The 20,908-nt window shown below is 67.2% G+C and carries 13 protein-coding genes, 3 rRNA genes and 1 pseudogene; 7 read left to right on the top strand and 10 right to left on the bottom strand.

Annotated features, from left to right (window positions below):
* The first annotated feature begins 13 nt into the window (after window positions 1-13).
* Entirely contained in the window at window positions 14-466 is a 453-nt protein-coding gene (locus SACCYDRAFT_RS03340; protein WP_005453585.1) for a gamma-glutamylcyclotransferase, read from the top strand.
* Window positions 467-608: 142 nt separating this feature from the next.
* Here the strand turns inward: SACCYDRAFT_RS03340 and SACCYDRAFT_RS03335 are convergent.
* The 6 genes and pseudogenes from SACCYDRAFT_RS03335 to SACCYDRAFT_RS03310 all read right to left on the bottom strand — a co-directional run bounded on the left by SACCYDRAFT_RS03335 (window position 609) and on the right by SACCYDRAFT_RS03310 (window position 8,559).
* Window positions 609-1,438 (bottom strand): annotated as a pseudogene (locus tag SACCYDRAFT_RS03335) (DUF559 domain-containing protein).
* Window positions 1,439-1,639: 201 nt separating this feature from the next.
* Window positions 1,640-2,920 (bottom strand): M20 family metallopeptidase, encoded by a 1,281-nt coding sequence (locus tag SACCYDRAFT_RS03330; protein WP_005453583.1) that lies wholly within the window; start codon window positions 2,918-2,920, stop codon window positions 1,640-1,642.
* 209 nt (window positions 2,921-3,129) lie between these two features.
* Window positions 3,130-3,459, bottom strand: coding sequence for a hypothetical protein (locus SACCYDRAFT_RS03325; RefSeq protein WP_005453582.1), 330 nt, complete (start codon window positions 3,457-3,459; stop codon window positions 3,130-3,132).
* A gap of 50 nt (window positions 3,460-3,509) precedes the next feature.
* Window positions 3,510-4,511 (bottom strand): methylmalonyl Co-A mutase-associated GTPase MeaB, encoded by a 1,002-nt coding sequence (meaB, locus tag SACCYDRAFT_RS03320; protein ID WP_005453579.1) that lies wholly within the window; start codon window positions 4,509-4,511, stop codon window positions 3,510-3,512.
* A 2-nt stretch (window positions 4,512-4,513) separates the two neighbouring features.
* Window positions 4,514-6,694 (bottom strand): methylmalonyl-CoA mutase, encoded by a 2,181-nt coding sequence (gene scpA / locus SACCYDRAFT_RS03315; RefSeq protein ID WP_005453577.1) that lies wholly within the window; start codon window positions 6,692-6,694, stop codon window positions 4,514-4,516.
* Window positions 6,691-8,559: a methylmalonyl-CoA mutase family protein gene (locus tag SACCYDRAFT_RS03310; RefSeq protein WP_005453576.1), complete on the bottom strand. Its 1,869-nt coding sequence runs from the start codon at window positions 8,557-8,559 to the stop codon at window positions 6,691-6,693. The genes scpA and SACCYDRAFT_RS03310 overlap by 4 nt, the downstream gene beginning before the upstream one ends.
* Window positions 8,560-8,669: 110 nt before the next feature.
* On the opposite strand from SACCYDRAFT_RS03310, the gene SACCYDRAFT_RS03305 reads away from it, so the two are divergent.
* On the top strand, window positions 8,670-9,929 hold the full coding sequence (locus SACCYDRAFT_RS03305) for a serine/threonine-protein kinase (RefSeq protein WP_005453571.1): 1,260 nt from the start codon (window positions 8,670-8,672) through the stop codon (window positions 9,927-9,929).
* Here the strand turns inward: SACCYDRAFT_RS03305 and SACCYDRAFT_RS03300 are convergent.
* Window positions 9,852-10,565 carry a MerR family transcriptional regulator gene (locus SACCYDRAFT_RS03300; RefSeq protein WP_005453569.1) on the bottom strand — a complete coding sequence of 238 codons (714 nt, stop codon included), beginning with the start codon at window positions 10,563-10,565 and terminating at the stop codon, window positions 9,852-9,854. The genes SACCYDRAFT_RS03305 and SACCYDRAFT_RS03300 overlap by 78 nt on opposite strands.
* A 94-nt stretch (window positions 10,566-10,659) precedes the next feature.
* Between SACCYDRAFT_RS03300 and SACCYDRAFT_RS03295 the strand changes: the two genes are divergently transcribed.
* From SACCYDRAFT_RS03295 to SACCYDRAFT_RS03275, 5 genes are all read left to right on the top strand, one after another.
* Entirely contained in the window at window positions 10,660-11,688 is a 1,029-nt protein-coding gene (locus SACCYDRAFT_RS03295; protein WP_005453567.1) for a hypothetical protein, read from the top strand.
* 5 nt (window positions 11,689-11,693) lie between these two features.
* A complete protein-coding gene (locus tag SACCYDRAFT_RS03290; RefSeq protein WP_005453566.1) occupies window positions 11,694-12,164 on the top strand; it encodes an ABA4-like family protein in 471 nt (156 codons plus the stop codon).
* Window positions 12,133-12,942: a purine-nucleoside phosphorylase gene (locus tag SACCYDRAFT_RS03285; RefSeq protein WP_005453565.1), complete on the top strand. Its 810-nt coding sequence runs from the start codon at window positions 12,133-12,135 to the stop codon at window positions 12,940-12,942. The genes SACCYDRAFT_RS03290 and SACCYDRAFT_RS03285 overlap by 32 nt, the downstream gene beginning before the upstream one ends.
* 389 nt (window positions 12,943-13,331) lie before the next feature.
* On the top strand, window positions 13,332-14,984 hold the full coding sequence (locus tag SACCYDRAFT_RS03280; RefSeq protein ID WP_005453563.1) for a phospho-sugar mutase: 1,653 nt from the start codon (window positions 13,332-13,334) through the stop codon (window positions 14,982-14,984).
* A 94-nt stretch (window positions 14,985-15,078) separates the two neighbouring features.
* A complete protein-coding gene (locus SACCYDRAFT_RS03275) occupies window positions 15,079-15,531 on the top strand; it encodes a flavodoxin family protein (protein ID WP_005453561.1) in 453 nt (150 codons plus the stop codon).
* A 66-nt stretch (window positions 15,532-15,597) separates the two neighbouring features.
* Here SACCYDRAFT_RS03275 and rrf read toward each other — a convergent pair.
* From rrf to SACCYDRAFT_RS03260, 3 genes are all read right to left on the bottom strand, one after another.
* Window positions 15,598-15,715, bottom strand: a 5S ribosomal RNA gene (gene rrf / locus SACCYDRAFT_RS03270).
* A 76-nt stretch (window positions 15,716-15,791) separates the two neighbouring features.
* Window positions 15,792-18,921 (bottom strand): 23S ribosomal RNA (locus tag SACCYDRAFT_RS03265).
* Window positions 18,922-19,106: 185 nt separating this feature from the next.
* Window positions 19,107-20,629 (bottom strand): 16S ribosomal RNA (locus SACCYDRAFT_RS03260).
* The 16S, 23S and 5S rRNA genes sit together here, the layout of an rRNA operon.
* Window positions 20,630-20,908 lie beyond the last annotated feature (279 nt).

Here is a 20,908-nt window from a genome sequence, read left to right as displayed (position 1 = left end):
CTACCCTTGGGACGTGCCCATCTATGCCGCGTACGGGTCCAACATGGATCCCTCCCAGATGACCGAGCGAGCCCCGCACTCGCCGATGGCGGGCACCGGCTGGCTGGAAGGCTGGCGGCTCACCTTCGGGGGCGAGGACCTGAACTGGGAGGGCGCGCTCGCCACCATCGTCGAGGACCCGGGGTCACGCGTCTTCGTCGTGCTCTACGACGTCACACCGCTGGACGAGTCGCGGCTCGACCAGTGGGAGGGCGGCGAACTCGGGTTGCACACGAAGATCAGGCTGCGGGTGCAGACCATGGACGGGTCGACGCTGGCGTGGCTGTACGTCCTCGACGCGTACGAGGGCGGGCTGCCCTCGGCCCGCTACCTGGGTGTGCTCGCCGACGCGGCCGAAGCAGCGGGCGCCCCGGCCGACTACGTAGACGATCTGCGCACCCGCCCCTGCAAGCGCATAGGCCCCTGACCCACCCGACCCGACCCCGCGTGTCCGCACTTCCCGCACGCGTGTCCGCAGCCTACGGAGCGAACACGCGAACCCCACGTACCAGAACTGCGAACCCCCGTACACAACCTGCGGACACGGTGACACCGGCTGCGGACACTGCCTATCGCGAACGTTCGGTGAAGACCCGCTCCAGCTCGCTCAGCACCCGCGACGGATCGCGGAGATCCGGGGCCCTCGCCCTGATCACATGCCATCTGCGGCCGGCCAACCTCCGATCGCGCTCGGCGTCGTAGGCGGCACGGCCTTCGTGAGCGTCATAGCCGTCGTATTCCAGAGCGATCCGCCGCGACTCCCACGCCGGGTCGAGTACCTAGAGCAACCGACCGTCGACCGTGTGCACGGGCAACTGCGCCTCCGGAACGGGGAATCCGGCCTCCACCACGATCATCGACAACGAGCTCTCCGGCGGCGAGTCCGCACGTCCGGTGGCGAGTTCGGTGAGCGCGAGGGCCCTGGCTACGTGGCGCCGGGCGTCGCGGGTGGCGAGCCGCTCCCGCACGGCGGCCCGGAACGACTCCGCGTCAGCGTGGCGACGTAGCACCTCGTCGAGGCAACCGAACGCCACACGTCCGTCGCCGTCGCACAACTGCTCCGACACGGCGAGGTCGAGCGCGAACACGGGAGTCCTTCGGTCTCGACGACGTCGCCCGGTTCGTAGCGGTTCTGGTGCATCACTAGCCCACGCCGAGACCGTGCCGACCGCGAGTACGGCACCGTGACGTGGACCGGCCCCGTGTCGCCCACCGCGGTGCACCCGTGCAGGGCCAGTGCCGTGGGCCCTGACACCACCACAGGGTGGCCGACGAACAACACGGCCGCTTCGGCGCGCGTACGGAGATCACTCAGGTCGGCCGTCCGCACCACGACGCCTCGCCACGGTTGGGTCAATGTCCCGACGTCGAGGGCCGCCCTCAGGGCCCACTCTCCCATGGTGGCGGCGGCTTCCCGTCGCGAGACGACGCCACGCACTCCCCAGGTCTGCGGCATTCCCCCAGGTTGAACGCCCGCGAAGCACCGCGCCAGCCACCTGTCCACAACCTGTGGACAACTCGCGAACCTGTGGACAACGCGTGTCCGCAGCCTAGGTACGTGCGGACACGCGTACGTAACCTGCGGACACGGTGTGGAACGTCAGGACGCCAGCGCCGCCAGGGCCGTGTGGACCATCACCCGGATACCGGTGAGCAGAGCCCGTTCGTCGGCCTCGAACGTCGGCTGGTGCAGGTCGCGCATCTGGCCCTCACCGGACCAGACCCCGAGCCGGGCAAACGCGCCGGGCACGTGCTCCAGGTACCAGCCGAAGTCCTCGCCGCCCGACGACTGTTCCGTGCCGACCAGCGCGTCGGCGCCCAGCGCCGCCTCGACGCCCGCACGCAGCAACGTGGTGCTCTCCCGCTCGCTCACCACGGGCGGAACGCCACGGCGGTAGTTCAGCTCGTACCCCACGCCCGTGGGCGCGAGCAACGCCTTCACCGACGACTCGACGAGCGGCTCCAGCATCCTCCATGTGTCGCGGTCGGCGGTCCGCAGCGTTCCGCGAAGCGCTCCCTCCTGCGGCACGGCGTTGGCCGCCTCACCAGCGTGCACGGCACCCCACACGAGCACGGTGCCCGACCGGGGGTCCACCCGCCGGGACAGCACCGCGGGCAGCGACGTGATGACGGTGCCGAGGCCGTGCACCAGGTCGGCGGTGAGGTGGGGCCGCGAGGTGTGCCCGCCCGGCGAGGTCAGTGTGAGCTCCACCAGGTCGGCGGCGGACGTCAGCGCCCCGACCCGCGTGCCGACCTTGCCCGCGGGCAGCCGCGGGTCGCAGTGCAGACCGAAGATGCGTTCCACGCCGTCGAGCGCACCGGCCTCGATGGCGTCGAGCGCACCGCCGGGCATGACCTCCTCGGCGGGCTGGAAGATGAGTCGCACCCGGCCGGGGAGCTCGGAGGCGGTGGCCAGCGCGAGACCCGCACCGAGCAGCACCGTGGTGTGCACGTCGTGGCCGCACGCGTGTGCCACACCGTCCACGGTGGAGGCGAAGGGCAGTCCCGTGGCCTCGTTCAGCGGGAGGGCGTCCAGGTCCGCCCGCAACGCCACGCACCGCGGCCCGGTGCCCACGTCGCACACGACGCCGGTACCGCCGGGCAGTACCTTCGGCTGCAGGCCTGCCGACGTGAGCAGCTTGGTGACGAGTTCGGTGGTCCCGTATTCGCGCCGGGCGAGTTCGGGGTGGGCATGGATGTGCCTGCGCCACGCCACCACGTCCGTCGCACGGTCGGCCAGCCAGGCGTCGAGCCAGCCGGGGCCACGTCCCTGTCCCACATCACCGATGGTGGCCGCACCCGAGGCTGCGAGCAGGGCTTCGACCGACGCGTCGTGGTCGGATTCGCCCGGCACCTCGGGGCGCGAGTCGAGAACGGTCACGCCGCACCTCCGCACGCAACCAGCGCGGCGAGGTCGGAACTGTCGCGCGCCTCTGTCGTCCGCTGGTAGATCATTGCCGTACGCATTTGCTCTCAGTTTGACACCAACCAGCGTATGCGTAACCCGGATGTCCTAATGGGTAGACAGAAGGTAGCCCGTTTGCGCTAAACGGTGACAGATCGTTCGGTCACGCTGTACGGCCGACAGTGCTAACCGCTCTTGGCCTTCTTGCTCCGCACGTACCGCCCCCAGGCCACGAGGCCGAGTAACACCGCGGCGATGACGCCCACCACGATCTTGCTCCGGTTCTTCTCCGCTTCGGCTTCCGTCTGGGGGTCGAGTGCCGGACCCTCCTCGGATGACTCGGACGACTCCGACGACTCGGACGACTCGGACGACTCGGAGGAGCGCGACGAACTCGACTCCTCGGAGTCCTGAGCCAGCGAGTGGGCGAGCACCGGGACGTCGGCCGTGGCACGCGCTGAGGGCGCGGGGCCGGCGGCGGACATCACGAGAACGACGGCGAGCACACTGAGCACAACCGGGAGAACACGCACGCTCACAGTCTGCCGTGAGACGTGGGGGCGCGTCAGCCCCCGCGGGGAGGTTCCCCGCTGAACGCCCGCAGAATGCGTTCGGCGGCGAGCGTCGCCGTGCTGCGACCTTCGCGCACGTCGCGCTCCACGTCGTCGACGATCTCACGCACGCCGGGGTGCCGCACCAACCGGTCGAGCAGTTGGTCACGCACCATCGCCCAGGTCCAGTCCACCTGCTGGCGCTGGCGCCTGACCTCCAGCTCCCCGGACTCGACCAGGTGCGCCCGGTGCCGTTCGAGCTGGTGCCACACGGTGTCGAGCCGTGCTCCCGTGAGCCCGCTGCACGTGAGCACGGGCGGGGTCCACGCCGCCTCGGGTCCGTAGATCATGCGCAGCGCACCCGAGAGTTCCCTCGCCGCGCGGCGCGCGTCGCGCTCGTGCTCACCGTCGGCCTTGTTGACGGCGATGACGTCGGCGAGTTCGAGCACCCCCTTCTTGATGCCCTGGAGCTGGTCGCCCGTGCGCGCCAGCGTGAGGAACAGGAAGGAGTCGACCATGCCCGCGACGGTGACCTCCGACTGCCCGACACCCACGGTCTCCACCAGCACGACGTCGTAGCCCGCGGCCTCCATCAGCACGATGGTCTCGCGCGTGGCCCTGGCCACACCGCCGAGCGTGCCCGAGGTGGGGGACGGCCTGATGAACGCGGCCGGGTCGACGGCGAGCCGGGCCATCCGTGTCTTGTCACCGAGGATGCTGCCGCCGGTGCGGGTCGACGACGGGTCGACCGCCAGCACGGCGACCCGGTGCCCCGCGGCGGTGAGCTGCGTGCCGAGCTGGTCGATGAACGTCGACTTGCCCACGCCGGGCACGCCCGTGATGCCGACCCTGATCGCGCCTCCCGCGTGGGGCAGCAGCTCGACGAGCAGCTCCTGGGCCCGTTCCCGGTGGTCGGCGCGCTGCGACTCGACCAGGGTGATGGCCCTGGCGAGGATTCCACGGTCGCCGTCGAGGACGCCCTTCGCGTAGGCGGAGACGTCGAGGATGCGTGCCATGCCTACGAGTGTCGCGCTTCGAGCTCGTCGAGCAGGGTGACGGCGGAGTCGGCGATCACGGTGCCCGGTCCGAAGATCGCGGCGGCACCCGCCGCGCGCAGCTCGTCGTAGTCCTGAGGCGGGATGACCCCACCGCACACGATCATGATGTCGTCGCGGCCGAGTTCCTCCAGCTCCGCGCGCAACGCCGGGACGAGCGACAGGTGTCCCGCCGCCAGCGACGACACCCCGACGATGTGCACGTCGGCCTCGACTGCCTGCCGTGCCACCTCCGCAGGCGTGGAGAACAGCGGGCCGACGTCGACGTCGAAACCGAGGTCGGCGAACGCGGAGGCGATCACCTTCTGACCGCGGTCGTGCCCGTCCTGTCCCATCTTGGCCACGAGGATCCGGGGCCTGCGGCCCTCCGCCTCGGCGAACGCCTCGACCCGTTGTCGCGCGGCCTCCACGCCCGCCGTCTTGCCCACCTCCTCGCGGTACACGCCTGAGATGGTACGGATCTGCCCGGAGTGCCTGCCCCAGACGCGCTCCAGCGCCTCGGAGATCTCGCCCACCGTGGCCTTGGCCCTGGCGGCGTCGATGGCCAGTTCCAGCAGGTTCCCGTCGCCCTCCGCTCCCGCGGTGAGCCTGCGCAGAGCGTCCTGTGTGGCGGCGTCGTCGCGCTCGGCGCGCAGCCTGCGCAGCTTTTCGAGCTGCTGCGCCCGCACCCCGGCGTTGTCGATCTTGAGGACGTCGAGTTCGGTGTCGTCCTCCGCGCCGACGCGGTACTTGTTGACGCCGATCACCGGCTGCCTGCCCGAGTCGATGCGGGCCTGCGTGCGCGCCGCGGCCTCCTCGATGCGGAGCTTGGGAATCCCCGCGTCGATGGCCCTGGCCATGCCTCCCGCGGCCTCGACCTCCTCGATGTGGCCCCACGCCCGCCGCGCCAGCTCGTAGGTGAGCCGCTCGACGTAGGCGCTGCCACCCCACGGGTCGATGACGTTCGTGGTGCCGGACTCCTGCTGCAACAGAAGCTGCGTGTTGCGCGCGATGCGGGCGCTGGTGTCGGTGGGCAGTGCCAGTGCCTCGTCGAGAGCGTTGGTGTGCAGCGACTGCGTGTGTCCCTGCGTGGCGGCCATCGCCTCGACACAGGTGCGGACCACGTTGTTGTAGACGTCCTGCGCCGTGAGCGACCACCCGGAGGTCTGGCAGTGGGTGCGCAGACTCAGCGACTTGGGGTTGCTCGGCTCGAACCGCTTCACGAGCTTCGCCCACAGCAGTCGAGCGGCCCGCAGCTTCGCGACCTCCATGAAGAAGTTCATGCCGATCGCCCAGAAGAACGACAGCCGTGGCGCGAACGCGTCGATGTCGAGACCGGCGTCCAGTCCCGCCCGGATGTACTCGACGCCGTCGGCCAGCGTGTACGCGAGTTCGAGGTCGGCCGTGGCGCCGGCCTCCTGCATGTGGTAGCCGGAGATCGAGATCGAGTTGAACTTCGGCATGTGCCGCGACGTGTAGGCGAAGATGTCGGAGATGATCCGCATCGACGGCTGCGGCGGGTAGATGTAGGTGTTGCGGACCATGAACTCCTTGAGGATGTCGTTCTGGATGGTCCCCGCCAGCTGTTCGGGCCGCACACCCTGCTCTTCCGCCGCCACCACGTACAGGGCCAGCACGGGCAGGACGGCGCCGTTCATCGTCATCGACACGCTCATGCGATCGAGCGGGATGCCGTCGAAGAGCTGCCGCATGTCGTAGATCGAGTCGATGGCCACCCCGGCCATCCCGACGTCACCGGACACCCTGGGGTGGTCGGAGTCGTAACCGCGGTGGGTGGCGAGGTCGAACGCCACAGAAAGACCCTTCTGACCCGCGGCGAGGTTGCGCCGGTAGAAGGCGTTGGACTCCTCGGCCGTGGAGAACCCGGCGTACTGACGGATGGTCCACGGCTGCGTCGTGTACATCGTGGGGTACGGACCACGCAGGTACGGCGCGATGCCGGGATAGGTGCGCAGGAAGTCGAGGCCGGTGAGGTCCTCGGCCGTGTACAGCGGTTTGACCCCGATGCCCTCGGGGGTCTCCCACACCAGCGCGTCGACGTCCTTGCCGGTGGCCGCGCGTACGGCTTCCGTCCACTCCCGCCTGTCGGCGTCGGAACCGGAGGTGGAGCCGAGTTCGATGTCGCTGAAGTCGGGGATGGTCATGGCGCGACTCCCAGGGTGTCGAGGGTGTCGGTGAGAACGGCGAGCACGTCACAGCCCCGGTGGACGTACCCGCTGATGCCGTTGCTGCCGCCTGTCTCGCCTTCGGCCGGCTTGCCCGCGAGCAGCACCGTGGTGGCCCCGGCCTCGCGCAGCGCGCCCGCCACCTCGGCGGCGTGTTCGGTGTAGGCCGTGTCGGTGCCGCACACGCAGGCCACCGGGGTGGAGCTGTCACGGAACGCCTGGACGAGTTCGTCCGTGGAGGCGCCGGCGACACCGGGGTTCACCGGTTCGATCCCGCCCGCGAGGAACAGGTTGGCCGCGAACGTGGCCCGCGCCGTGTACTCGGCCGGAGAGCCGAGAGTGGCGAGGAAGACCTTCGGTCTGCTGCCGTGCTCCGCCAGGTGGGCGTCGGAGCGGTCGCGCAGCCGTTCGTAGTCCTGGGCGTGGCGCACCCTCGGCAGGCCACCGCCCGCCGTCACCTCGGGCCGGGGCGCGCGGTCGAAGGCCCTCTCCTCCAGCAGCGGGAACTCGCTCACCCCGGTGAGCGCGTCTCGGCGCGTGGCGATCCGCCGCGACCGCGCCCTCCAGGTGCGCGCGAGACGTTCGGCCAGCGCTCCGGAGGCGAGTTCCGACTCGATGCCGCCCGCTTTCTCGATGGCGGTGAACTCGTCCCACGCCCTGCGGGCGAGGGCGTCGGTGAGGTTCTCCACGAACCACGACCCGCCCGCCGGGTCGATCACCGCGGCGAGTTTGCTCTCCTCCAGCAGGATGGCCTGGGTGTTGCGGGCGAGCCGCCGCGAGAACCGGTCGGGAAGCCCGATGGCGTGGTCGAACGGCAGCACGGTGACCGCGTCCGCCCCGCCGATGCCCGCCGCGAAACTCGCGACGGTGGTGCGCAACAGGTTCACGGCAGGGTCGCGACGCGTCAACATGGCGGGCGAGGTGACCGCGTGCTGGCGCATGGCGGCGCCGGGCGCTCCGCACACCTCCACGACCCGCGACCACACCCTGCGCGCGGCGCGGAACTTCGCGATGGTGCCGAACTGGTCGGTGGTGGCCGCCAGGCGGAACTCGATGCGAGCGGCGGCCCGCGCCACGTCAAGCCCCGCATCGGTCAGGGCCCGCAGGTACGCCACGGCCGTGGCCGTCACCGCGCCGAGCTCCTGGGCGTCGGACCCGCCCGCCTCGTGGTAGGGCAGCCCGTCGGCCACGAACGTCGACAGCCGCGGGTGGCGGTCGGCGAGCCGGGCCGTGAGCGTCACCGCTGCGGCGACGTCGTGTTCGCGACCCGTGCGGGCCCGCAGCCCGATCGGATCGGCGCCGAGGTTGCCCGCCACCTCGGTGTCGGGGACCCCCTGCTCCGAGTGCAGCGCGAGCAGGGCCTCCGCGGCGCGCTCGTACTCCGGCCCCGCGTCGAGGACGACGGGAGCGAGGTCGAGCCGCACCTCCCGCAGTACGTCGCGGAGGGCCGAGACCGGCACACCGCCCTCGCCCACCCGCAGCCACAGCGACGTCACGCCGCCTTCGAGGTCGGCGAGCACGGCCTCGTTGGTTGCGGCCACGTCGACCGCCTCGTGCAGGGCGCGCACGTCCCAACCCTCGAGCACGTGACCGTCGGGGCGGGAACCGCGGACGAACGGGGGTACGCCGGGGAAACCCGCGGGCGGAGCCGGGTCGTCGGCGGTGTAGAGGGGCAGCACCTCGATACCGTCGTCGGTGGTCGTCACCAACCGCTCACGACTCGAACCCGCCCGTTCGAGCACCTTCTCGACCAGGCGTTCCCAGTCCTGCCGACTCGGTGTCCCGAACTCGGCCGCCAGTGCCAGTTCGCCGGTGAGCCTCGTGAGCTCAGCGCCCTTGCCCATAGCTAGCCATCCTAGGTCTGGGCTCTTCCCCCATGATGTGAGGCTGATCTCCCACCGGCGTATCTCCCACTCCGACGGCCCGGCGGGCGGCGCGGCCCCGGTCGGTGACAATGGGACGCGTGTCCGCTCCGACTGACGACCGACGACTCGTGGCCGGCCGCTACCGGCTGCGGTCCGTGCTCGGCTCCGGGTCCATGGGCACCGTGTGGTCGGCCTACGACGAGTTCCTTCACCGTCCCGTGGCGGTGAAGGAGGTCCGCATGCCGCACGGTGTGCCGCCCGCCAGGGTCACCGAGCTGCGGGAACGGACGTTGCGCGAGGCGAGAGCGATCGCCGTGCTGTCCCACCCCAACGTGGTGATCCTGCACGACGTCGTCAGGGAGAACGACGACCCGTACGTCGTGATGGAACTGCTGCCCTCCCGGAGTCTCGCCGGGCTGCTCCGCCAGACGGGGAGGCTCACGGTCGCGCAGGCCGCGGCGGTCGGGGAGGCCGTCGCGGCCGCGCTCGAGGCGGCTCACGCCGCGGGCATCACCCATCGCGACGTCAAACCGGGCAACGTGCTCGTGGCCGACGACGGGCGCGTGAAGCTCACCGACTTCGGCATCGCCCGCAACGTCTCCGAGGCCACGATGACGCACACGGGGATGATGCTCGGCTCCCCGGCGTTCATCGCGCCCGAGGTCGCCACCGGCGGCCCCGTCACCTACACCGCCGACCTGTGGGGCCTGGGCGCGACGCTGTTCGCCGCGACGGAGGGCCGCCCGCCGTACGACGCCGACGGCGACCCGCTGGAGACCGTCGTCAGTGTCGTGCAGGGCGACGTGCCGCGTCCGTCCCCGGGCCCGCTGGCGCCGGTGATCCGCGGGCTGATGATGAAGAAGCCGTCGGAGCGCATGTCGCTGTCGGAGGTGCGGCGCAGGCTGTACCCGCTGCTCGCCGAGCCAGGACACACGCTCTTCCCGGCCGAGCTGTTCACCGAGAGCGACGCTGGCCGCGTCCGCGACGAGGCCAGCGCCACCAGGGTGATCCCCCGTGTCCCGATGCCGACCGGCGAACCCGACGACACGAGCGGGGTGGGTGACGCGGAGGCGGCGCTGGCCGCCGATCCCGGCCCGCTGCCGTTCGCCACCGACACCCCCGCGACACCACCGGCCGGGCGCGGCACCCGGCAGGCGCCCCGCGGGCCCGCTCACTCGAAGTCGCCCACGGCCTGGCCTGGCTGGCTGCCACGTCCGAACGCGGAACTGTTCGCCGGCCTGGTGGGCACGGTGTCCGAACGCAGGGGCGTCCTACTCACGGTGGCCATGGTGGTGTTCGTCCTCACCGCCGCCCTGGGTTTCGCGCTCACCCGGATCCTGGCCGGTTGAGGGCTGGCCGGAGTCGAACAGCCTCGCCGAGACGTCGGCGTGCGCCATCCTGCGCAGGGTGGCGAGCAGCGTGTCGCCGATGACCGTGCCGACCACCGCACCTTCCACGATCGACTCCGTGTCCGGCAGCCCGGCGATGTAGTGGAGGTCGGCCTCGGCGATCTGCTGCGCCGCGTCGGCGTAGCGGTCCAGTACCGAGGCGAGGTCGGCGTGCCTCAGCGTGTGCAGCGTCGCGAGCAACCCCACCAGCGACTCCACCAGCGCCGAATCCGGGTGGCACCGCCAGTCGCGCTCGTCGAGCAGTGCGGCGACCCTGGTCCGCGCCCACGTCCGCGCCTGGTCGTCGGCGGCGTCGGTGGGGGCCAGCGGCAGGCCGTGCTGGGTCACCCCGAGCACGTCGTGCAGGGACGACTGGGACGAGTCCACGGCCGCGAGGACGTCCTTGACAGCCGAGATCGACAGTCCTCCGACGTCGAGGAGCGCGCGCACGAGCCGCAGCCTGCGGACATGGCTGTCGTCGTATCGCGCCTGGTTGGGGCTCGTGCGCTCACCCGGGTGCAGCAGTCCCTCGCGGAGGTAGTACTTGACGGTCGCGACCGGGACCCCTGACTCCCTGCTGAGCTCGGCCATACGCATGCGCTGTCGCCTTCCTGTGGACGTTCTCAGGATAGATAGTCTAGCTTCCTATTACAGGAAGTGATGCTATCTACTATCCGAAACTGGTGAGATCATGAAACTCGACGAGTACCGCGACTGGCATCGCCCGATGCTCGCGTGCGCCGGCGTGATGGTGGTGATGGCCGTCGTGTCGGCCGTCGGCCTCGCGGTGGACGACCGGCTCATCGCGGGCGCACCGGCCTGGCTCAAACCGTTCAAGTTCGCCGTCTCCTTCGCGGTCTACGCGCTCAGCTGGGCCTGGCTGGTCTCGCTGCTGCGCACCCGCAGGCGCCTGGCCCACACTCTCTCGACCATCGTCGTGGCCGTCATCCTGGTCGAGTACGCGATCATCACGCTGCAGGTGGTCCGGGGAACGAGGAGCCACTTCAACTTCTCGACGTCGTTGGACGGCAGCCTGTTCAAGCTCATGGGCGTCTCGATCGCGGTGATGTGGATCGGAACGCTGGTGCTGACCCTGCTCCTGCTGCGCACCCGCATCGCCGACACGGCAAGCCGGTGGGCCGTGCGACTCGGCACGGTGATCTCCCTGCTCGGCCTGAGCCTCGGCGGGCTCATGGTGATGCCCACTCCGGCGCAACGCGCCTCCATGGGCACCGACACGTTCGACGGAATCATCGGTGCGCACAGCGTCGGCGTCCCCGACGGCGGCCCGAGCATGCCCATCACCGGGTGGAGCACCGTCGGCGGCGACCTGCGCATCCCGCACTTCGTCGGCATGCACGCCCTCCAGGCGCTGCCCCTCCTCGTCATGGCACTCACCCTGCTGTCGCGCCGATGGGCCCGGCTGCGGGACGACGCGGTGCGCGGCCGACTGCTGCTCGTTGCGGGGTTCTTCTACGGCGGCGTGCTCGTCCTGGTCACCTGGCAGGCGCTGCGCGGGCAACCACTGACCGCACCGGACGTCCTCACCCTCACCGCGTTGGCCGCCCTCGTCGGCGCGGCAACCGTGGGCACCGCCTGGGCACTGCGCCGCACAGCGGTGTCCGGCGGCGATGTCAGCGATGTCAGGGATGTCAGGGATGTCAGGGATGTCGCGGACAACGGCGCCGACGAGGCACCCGTGCTCGCCGGACGGCGGTGATCGGAATGACGCAGCGACTCTTCGACCTCACGTTCCTGCTCGCCGTGCCGTTCTGGGGCCTGATGATTCTCGCGCCCAAGTGGTCGTGGACACGGCGCATCATGGGTTCCCCCTGGTCCGCCACCGCACCGCTCGCCGTCTACGTGGTGTTCGCGGCCTCCGAGTTCGGCACGCTGTGGGAGGTGGTGAGCCGCCCGGATCTCGAGACGCTTCGCGCCTTCCTCGGCACGCCCGCCGGCGCGGCCGCGATCTGGGCCCATCTCATCGCGTTCGACCTGTTCGTCGGACGCTGGATCCACCTCGACGCCCGTGAGCGCGGGGTACCCCATCTCGTGGTGGCGCCGATCCTCGTACTCACGATCCTGCTGTCGCCGCTCGGCTTCCTGGTCTACCTGCTGGTCCGGTTGACCAGGCCCGGTTCGCCAAGCCCTAAGCTGCACGATCGTGAACTCCAGCAGCGACACGCAACCCCGTGACCTCGCCGCCGCGGCGGCATCCGTCCTGACCGACCGCGCGGGCGTCGATGCCTTCGACGTCGCCGTCGTCCTCGGCTCGGGCTGGCGGCCCGCCGCCGACGTGATCGGTGAGCCGCGAGCGGAGATCCCGCTCGGTGAGCTGCCCGGGTTCGAGACGCCCAGCGCGGTCGGTCACGGCAGTACCGCCCGCGTCGTCGAGGTCGGGGGAAGGCGCGTCCTCGTGCTGCTCGGCCGCACCCACCTCTACGAGGGCAGGGGCGTGGCCAGGGTCGTGCACGGCGTGCGCACGGCCGCGGCGGCCGGGGTCCGCGCCGTGTTGCTGACCAACGCCGCGGGTGGGTTGCGGGAAGGCTTCCAGGTCGGCCAGCCGGTGCTCATCTCCGACCACCTGAACATGACCGCCACCTCGCCCATCACGGGTGCGAACTTCGTCGACCTGGTCGACCTGTACTCCGACCGGTTGCGCAAGGCCGCCAAGGAGATCGATCCGACCCTGGCCGAGGGCGTTTACGCGGGCCTGCCGGGGCCACACTTCGAAACGCCCGCCGAAATCCGCATGCTCCGGACACTCGGCGCCGACCTCGTGGGTATGTCCACGGTCCTGGAGGCCATCGCGGCCCGCGCGGAGGGCGTCGAGGTCTTCGGCCTGTCACTGGTCACCAACCTCGCCGCGGGAATGACGGGCGCGCCGTTGAACCACGAGGAAGTCCTCGAAGCGGGCCGGGCGTCGGCCGAACGCATGGGAACGCTGTTGCGCGAACTCGTCGCCCGCGCCTGACGGACCGTTCACTTCTTGGTCGGAGCACCAATGGTGATCGGCACGTCGGTGAATTCGCACAGTCGCGTCATCGTCGATTCCTTTCGTGCAGGCGGCAGCGCCGAGCCACGCCTGGAGTGAAGAGTTCACGCGGTGATCCGCAGTGTTGACAAGAATCTGTCTGATGATTGGCAACAGGACAATAACCCGATCGTGTGCTACTCGGCACGGCATTGTTGACGCTGCGCGATACCGTCGCGGATTACCACTGGAAATGGTTCGACAACGCAGGTCAGTGCCGTACTCGGCAATATGAATACTGCATTTTGCGGCAAATTCGGTAATTGTGGACTCGGTCACGCGCGGGGGTCACCTGATCCCCGCGCGGTTCCCCTTGCCACTATGGCGTGATGCAGCAGAAACCGCCTCGGCTCACCCCCGAGCTCCGGGACACGACGTTCCGCTGGATCGCCGACGACGTCGACGACGACTCGCGCGCACAGATGCAGGACCTGCTCGCCCGCGCGATGGCGGGAGACACCGAAGCCCTGTCCGAACTCGACGACCGCATGAGCGGAACCCTCACCTTCGGCACAGCGGGCCTGCGCGGCCCGGTGAGGGCCGGACCCAACGGAATGAACACCGCGGTGGTTGTGCGCACCACGGCCGGTCTCGCGGCGTGGCTGGCCAAACGCAACCCGGGCGGCACCGTCGTCATCGGCCGCGACGCCCGGCACGGCTCCGAACGGTTCGCCACGGCGGCGGCCGAGGTGCTCGACGCCGCCGGTTTCGACGTTCGGGTACTACCGCGTCCTCTCCCGACACCGGTTCTCGCGTATGCCACGCTGGACCTCGGCGCGTGCGCCGGAATCCAGGTCACCGCGTCCCACAATCCCCCAGCCGACAACGGTTACAAGGTGTTCGACCACACCGGGATTCAGATCGTTCCGCCTGCGGATTCGGAAATCGAAGCGGAGATCGCGGCAGCCCCCGCAGCGGTGGCGGTACCCAAGGGAAAGGGCGCTCGCCTCCTCGGCGACGAGGTTGTCGACTCCTACCTCGACCGGATCGCCGCACTAGCCACGGCCGGGGCCCGAGACCTGCGGATAGCCGTCACCCCGCTTCACGGTGTCGGCGGCACGGTCGTGGTCGACGCGCTGCGCCGGGCGGGATTCACCGACGTCCACCTTGTCGAGGCTCAGGCCGAGCCCGATCCGGACTTCCCCACGGTCGCGTTCCCCAATCCCGAGGAACCGGGCGCCACGGACCTGCTGCTGCAGCTGGCGGCCGACGTCGACGCCGACCTCGCCATCGCGCTGGACCCCGACGCCGACCGCTGCGCCGTCGGCGCCCGGGGCCACGACGGCTCGTGGCGCATGCTGACAGGCGACGAGACAGGTGTACTGCTCGGTGACCGGCTGCTGGCGCGCACACAGGTCGCCGACCCCCTCGTCGCCACGACGATCGTGTCGTCCTCCCTGCTCGCGCAGGTGGCGCGTGCGCACGGTGCCCGCCACGCGCGCACGCTGACCGGGTTCAAGTGGCTGATGCGAGCAGGCGAACGCCTTGTCTACGCCTACGAGGAAGCGCTGGGGCTCTGTGTCAACCCCGGCTTCGTGAAGGACAAGGACGGCATCGCCGCAGCCGTGTTCGCGGCCGACGTCGCGGCCGAAGCCAAGAGCCAGGGCCGTACGCTGCTGGATCTCCTCGACGAACTCACGGTGGCGCACGGCGTCTCCGTGACGGGCCAGGTCGCGCCCCGGTTCACCGACCTCGCCGAGCGGGCCGCGGTGATGGAACGGCTCCGCACCGAACCTCCGACGACACTGGCGGGCATCCCGGTCACCACCGAGGAGCTGCCGGATGCCGATGCTCTCAAGCTGAGCGGTGAACGGATCCGCGTGATCGTGCGCTTGTCCGGAACGGAACCGAAGGTGAAGGCGTACCTGGAGGTGACCATGCCGACGCCTGCACCGGATGACCTCGTCAGCACTCGCCGCACGGCGCAGGAAACGCTCACCGCCCTTCGCGACGACGTCGCGAACCTGCTCACCGCTCGTTGACGTCACTGCTGTGGGGACCGGCGCCTCGACACCGCGGCGGTCTCCACAGCACTTCGCTTGCGCGGCCACATCCGTCCGGGCACGCTCGGATATCGTGGCCAGGTTGCTGATCGTTCATCACACGCCGTCCCCGCACCTCGCGTCCATGTTGGACGCCGTGCTGTCCGGAGCCACCGACTCCGAGATCACCGGAGTGGAGGTCGTGCGTGAGCCCGCGTTGTCGGCCACCGTATCGGACGTTCTTTCCGCCGACGCCTACCTGCTCGGCACTCCGGCCAATCTGGGTTACATGTCGGGAGCGTTGAAACACTTCTTCGACACGATCTACTACCCGTGCCTGGATTCAACACGAAAACGCCCCTTCGGTTACTACGTGCACGGCAACCAGGGCACGGAAGGCGCGACGAAGTCGATCGACACGGTGGTTACGGGTCTGGGTTGGCAGCAGGCCGCACCGGCCGTGGTTGTACGGGGCGAGCCGAGCAAGGATGACCTCGAAGCGTGCTGGGAGCTCGGCGCGACACTGGCCGCCGGACTGATGTCCTGATTCTGAAATAGGCACAAAAAAACCAGGGCCCGTCAGGTGATTCCTGACGGGCCCTGGTGAGGTTGTGTTCGGCGGTGTCCTACTCTCCCACACCCCTTCGGGTGCAGTACCATCGGCGCTGGTGGGCTTAGCTTCCGGGTTCGGAATGGGACCGGGCGTTTCCCCTACCGCTGTGACCACCGAAACTCTGGGAAACAATCACGCCGGGTGTGTTCCCGGGGTGGTGTTTCAGAGTTGCAGAGTGGGTGCGTAGCATGTTTGTGGGCAAGCCCTCGGCCGATTAGTACCAGTCCACTCGTAAACACATTGCTGTGCGTCCATGTCTGGCCTATCAACCCCATCGTCTTTGGGGGGCCTTACCCACTCGAGGGTGGTGGGAGACCTCATCTTGGAACAGGCTTCCCGCTTAGATGCCTTCAGCGGTTATCCCTTCCGAACGTAGCTAACCAGCCATGCTCCTGGCGGAACAACTGGCATACCAGAGGTTCGTCCGTCCCGGTCCTCTCGTACTAGGGACAGCCTTCCTCAAGTCTCCAACGCGCGCGGCGGATAGGGACCGAACTGTCTCACGACGTTCTAAACCCAGCTCGCGTGCCGCTTTAATGGGCGAACAGCCCAACCCTTGGGACCTACTCCGGCCCCAGGATGCGACGAGCCGACATCGAGGTGCCAAACCATGCCGTCGATATGGACTCTTGGGCAAGATCAGCCTGTTATCCCCGGGGTACCTTTTATCCGTTGAGCGACACCCCTTCCACCAGGAGGTGCCGGATCACTAGTCCCTGCTTTCGCACCTGCTCGACCTGTCGGTCTCACAGTCAAGCTCCCTTGTGCACTTACACTCGACACCTGATTGCCAACCAGGCTGAGGGAACCTTTGGGCGCCTCCGTTACTCTTTGGGAGGCAACCGCCCCAGTTAAACTACCCACCAGGCACTGTCCCTGAACCGGCTCACGGTCCGAGGTTAGATTCCCAATCCGGCCAGAGTGGTATTTCAACAATGACTCCACAACCACTGGCGTGGCTGCTTCCCAGTCTCCCACCTATCCTACACAAGCCGAACCGAAAACCAATACCAAGCTATAGTAAAGGTCCCGGGGTCTTTCCGTCCTGCCGCGCGAAACGAGCATCTTTACTCGTAGTGCAATTTCGCCGGGCCTGTGGTTGAGACAGCCGGAAAGTCGTTACGCCATTCGTGCAGGTCGGAACTTACCCGACAAGGAATTTCGCTACCTTAGGATGGTTATAGTTACCACCGCCGTTTACTGGCGCTTAAATTCTCAGCTTCACCCCCCGAAAGGGGCTAACCGGTCCTCTTAACGTTCCAGCACCGGGCAGGCGTCAGTCCATATACCTCGACTTACGTCTTCGCATGGACCTGTGTTTTTAATAAACAGTCGCTTTCCGCTGGTCTCTGCGGCCAACCCACCCTAGCCCGCGCAGGGCTTCAGGTGTTTTGGCCCCCCTTCTCCCGAAGTTACGGGGGCAATTTGCCGAGTTCCTTAACCACAGTTCACCCGATCGCCTTGGTATTCTCTACCTGACCACCTGTGTCGGTTTGGGGTACGGGCCACGCGCGCACTCGCTAGAGGCTTTTCTCGGCAGCAGAGGATCACCCTACTTCGCCACAACGGCTATGCATCACGCCTCACCCTCGTCATTCAAGACAGCCCAGCGGATTTCCCTACCGGGCGGGCCACACGCTTACACCAGTATCACCACTGACTGGCGGGGCTACCTTCCTGCGTCACCCCATCGCTTGGCTACTACAGGATCAGGTCCCACGCACCCCACACACCACCCCGAAGGGCGGACGCGCAGGGCGGGTGGTTAGTCTCACCTGCCTCGCCAGGGACGCACACACGCGGGTACGGGAATATCAACCCGTTGTCCATCGACTACGCCTGTCGGCCTCGCCTTAGGTCCCGACTTACCCTGGGCGGAACAACCTGGCCCAGGAACCCTTGGTCATCCGGCGGCAGAGATTCTCACTCTGCATTCGCTACTCATGCCTGCATTCTCACTCCCACACCCTCCACAACTCGGTTCCCCGGCTGCTTCCCTGGATGCAGGACGCTCCCCTACCCATCCACACGACTGGACCCAAGCCCCGAAGGACCCGAGCCGATCACCTGTGTGAATGACACAGCTTCGGCGGTGTGCTTAAGCCCCGCTACATTGTCGGCGCAGAACCACTTGACCAGTGAGCTATTACGCACTCTTTCAAGGATGGCTGCTTCTAAGCCAACCTCCTGGTTGTCTCAGCGACTCCACATCCTTTCCCACTGAGCACACACTTAGGGGCCTTAGCTGGTGTTCTGGGCTGTTTCCCTCTCGACGACGAAGCTTATCCCCCGCCGTCTCACTGCCGCGCTCTCACACACCTGTATTCGGAGTTTGGTTGACTTCGGTAAGCCGGTAAGCCCCCTAGGCCATCCAGTAGCTCTACCCCAGATGTGAAACACGCGACGCTGCACCTAAATGCATTTCGGGGAGAACCAGCTATCACGGAGTTTGATTGGCCTTTCACCCCTACCCACAGCTCATCCCCCAGGTTTTCAACCCTGGTGGGTTCGGGCCTCCACACCGTCTTACCGGCGCTTCACCCTGGCCATGGGTAGATCACCCCGCTTCGGGTCTAGACCACGCGACTACAACGCCCTGTTCAGACTCGCTTTCGCTCCGGCTACCCCACTCGGGTTAACCTCGCCACGCAGCACTAACTCGCAGGCTCATTCTTCAAAAGGCACGCCATCACCCCACAGGGCTCTGACGGCTTGCAGGCACACGGTTTCAGGTACTCTTTCACTCCCCTCCCGGGGTACTTTTCATCTTTCCCTCACGGTACTCGTCCGCTATCGGTCACTAGGAAGTATTTAGGCTTACCGGGTGGTCCCGGCGGATTCACAGCGAATTCCACGGGCTCGCTGCTACTCGGGAACACCACCAAGACAATGCCATGCAGTTTTCGCGTACGGGACTCTCACCCACTCCGGTCACGCATCCCAACGTGTTCCGCTAACCACACACACCATCCCCAGCAGTGTCAGCTACTGGACAGTGGCTCCCACAACACCGCACACACAACGCCTGACAGCTTCACCATGTGCACGGTTTAGCCTCTTCCGCTTTCGCTCGCCACTACTCACGGAATCACGGTTGTTTTCTCTTCCTACGGGTACTGAGATGTTTCACTTCCCCGCGTTCCCTCCACACCGGCTATACATTCACCGGCGGGTGACACCCCATCACGGGTGCCGGGTTTCCCCATTCGGACATCCTCGGATCACAGCTCGGTTGACAGCTCCCCGAGGCTTATCGCAGCCTCCCACGTCCTTCATCGGCTCCTAGTGCCAAGACATCCACCATGTGCCCTACACAACTTGACCACAAAGATGCTCGCACCCACTCTGCAATTCTCAAACACCACGCCAGAAACAACACAGCGTGTTGCCTCAAAACCCAACAGCGTGCCAGCGATCCGGTCGACACCCCCGCACCCCAACGGCACGGGCCGGCATCCACCACTAGTAGCGGTTCACACTAAGCTCTAACGAGCAGTCAAGCTCCTTAGAAAGGAGGTGATCCAGCCGCACCTTCCGGTACGGCTACCTTGTTACGACTTCGTCCCAATCGCCAGTCCCACCTTCGACCACTCCCTCCCCGAAGGGTTGGGCCATGGGCTTCGGGTGTTACCGACTTTCATGACGTGACGGGCGGTGTGTACAAGGCCCGGGAACGTATTCACCGCAGCAATGCTGATCTGCGATTACTAGCGACTCCGACTTCACGCAGTCGAGTTGCAGACTGCGATCCGAACTGAGACCGGCTTTGAGGGATTCGCTCCACCTCACGGTATCGCCACCCACTGTACCGGCCATTGTAGCATGTGTGAAGCCCTGGACATAAGGGGCATGATGACTTGACGTCATCCCCACCTTCCTCCGAGTTGACCCCGGCAGTCTCCCACGAGTCCCCGGCATTACCCGCTGGCAACATGGGACAAGGGTTGCGCTCGTTGCGGGACTTAACCCAACATCTCACGACACGAGCTGACGACAGCCATGCACCACCTGTGCACCAGCCACAAGGGAAACCCCATCTCTGAGGCGATCCGGTGCATGTCAAGCCCAGGTAAGGTTCTTCGCGTTGCATCGAATTAATCCACATGCTCCGCCGCTTGTGCGGGCCCCCGTCAATTCCTTTGAGTTTTAGCCTTGCGGCCGTACTCCCCAGGCGGGGCGCTTAATGCGTTAGCTACGGCACGGGACGCGTGAACAGCACCCCACACCTAGCGCCCAACGTTTACGGCGTGGACTACCAGGGTATCTAATCCTGTTCGCTCCCCACGCTTTCGCTCCTCAGCGTCAGTTTCGGCCCAGAGACCCGCCTTCGCCACCGGTGTTCCTCCTGATATCTGCGCATTCCACCGCTACACCAGGAATTCCAGTCTCCCCTACCGAACTCAAGTGATGCCCGTATCCACCGCCCGCCCACGGTTAAGCCGCAGGTTTTCACGGCAGACGTGACACACCGCCTACGAGCTCTTTACGCCCAATAATTCCGGACAACGCTTGCACCCTACGTATTACCGCGGCTGCTGGCACGTAGTTGGCCGGTGCTTCTTCTCCCGGTACCGTCACTTGCGCTTCGTCCCGGGCGAAAGGGGTTTACAACCCGAAGGCCGTCATCCCCCACGCGGCGTCGCTGCATCAGGCTTGCGCCCATTGTGCAATATTCCCCACTGCTGCCTCCCGTAGGAGTCTGGGCCGTGTCTCAGTCCCAGTGTGGCCGGTCACCCTCTCAGGCCGGCTACCCGTCGTCGCCTTGGTAGGCCATCACCCCACCAACAAGCTGATAGGCCGCGGGCTCAACCTGTACCGCCGGAACTTTCCACACCCCACCATGCGGTGAGGCGTCCTATCCGGTATTAGACCCAGTTTCCCGGGCTTATCCCAGAGTACAGGGCAGATTACCCACGTGTTACTCACCCGTTCGCCACTCATCCACCCAGCAAGCTGGGCTTCAGCGTTCGACTTGCATGTGTTAAGCACGCCGCCAGCGTTCGTCCTGAGCCAGGATCAAACTCTCCAACAATGAACAGTCAATCCGATGACTCACATGTCATCTCAAAGAAACCCACAAAAAAGGGGCTCAAAAGAGCACTACTAGCATGACAATCACTAGCACACTGTTGAGTTCTCAAACAACACACATTGTGTATTTCCAGCCACCGGGCGCAACCAACCCCACCACCAAAACCGATGATGAAGCAGTCTCACCCACCCGGGGAAGCCCACTCTACCACACCCGTGGGAGCTTGGTTCGCCATCCCCGCACCGAGTACCCCGCCCCGGCCCTTCCGGGCCCGGCCGG

This window comes from Saccharomonospora cyanea NA-134 (genome assembly GCF_000244975.1).
Classification (GTDB): Bacteria; Actinomycetota; Actinomycetes; order Mycobacteriales; family Pseudonocardiaceae; genus Saccharomonospora; species Saccharomonospora cyanea.
The sequence above is the reverse complement of the archived record's forward strand: the minus strand, read 5'-3'. Positions and strand labels throughout refer to the sequence as shown.

What these genes read in the sequence shown, in the direction of transcription:
- SACCYDRAFT_RS03305 (WP_005453571.1), top strand. Translation starts at nt 8,670, where the DNA reads ATGGGACGCGTGTCCGCTCCGACTGACGACCGACGACTCGTGGCCGGC.
- SACCYDRAFT_RS03310 (WP_005453576.1), bottom strand. Translation starts at nt 8,559, where the DNA reads ATGGGCAAGGGCGCTGAGCTCACGAGGCTCACCGGCGAACTGGCACTG.
- SACCYDRAFT_RS03290 (WP_005453566.1), top strand. Translation starts at nt 11,694, where the DNA reads ATGACGCAGCGACTCTTCGACCTCACGTTCCTGCTCGCCGTGCCGTTC.
- meaB (WP_005453579.1), bottom strand. Translation starts at nt 4,511, where the DNA reads ATGGCACGCATCCTCGACGTCTCCGCCTACGCGAAGGGCGTCCTCGAC.
- SACCYDRAFT_RS03280 (WP_005453563.1), top strand. Translation starts at nt 13,332, where the DNA reads ATGCAGCAGAAACCGCCTCGGCTCACCCCCGAGCTCCGGGACACGACG.
- SACCYDRAFT_RS03295 (WP_005453567.1), top strand. Translation starts at nt 10,660, where the DNA reads ATGAAACTCGACGAGTACCGCGACTGGCATCGCCCGATGCTCGCGTGC.
- scpA (WP_005453577.1), bottom strand. Translation starts at nt 6,694, where the DNA reads ATGACCATCCCCGACTTCAGCGACATCGAACTCGGCTCCACCTCCGGT.
- SACCYDRAFT_RS03300 (WP_005453569.1), bottom strand. Translation starts at nt 10,565, where the DNA reads ATGCGTATGGCCGAGCTCAGCAGGGAGTCAGGGGTCCCGGTCGCGACC.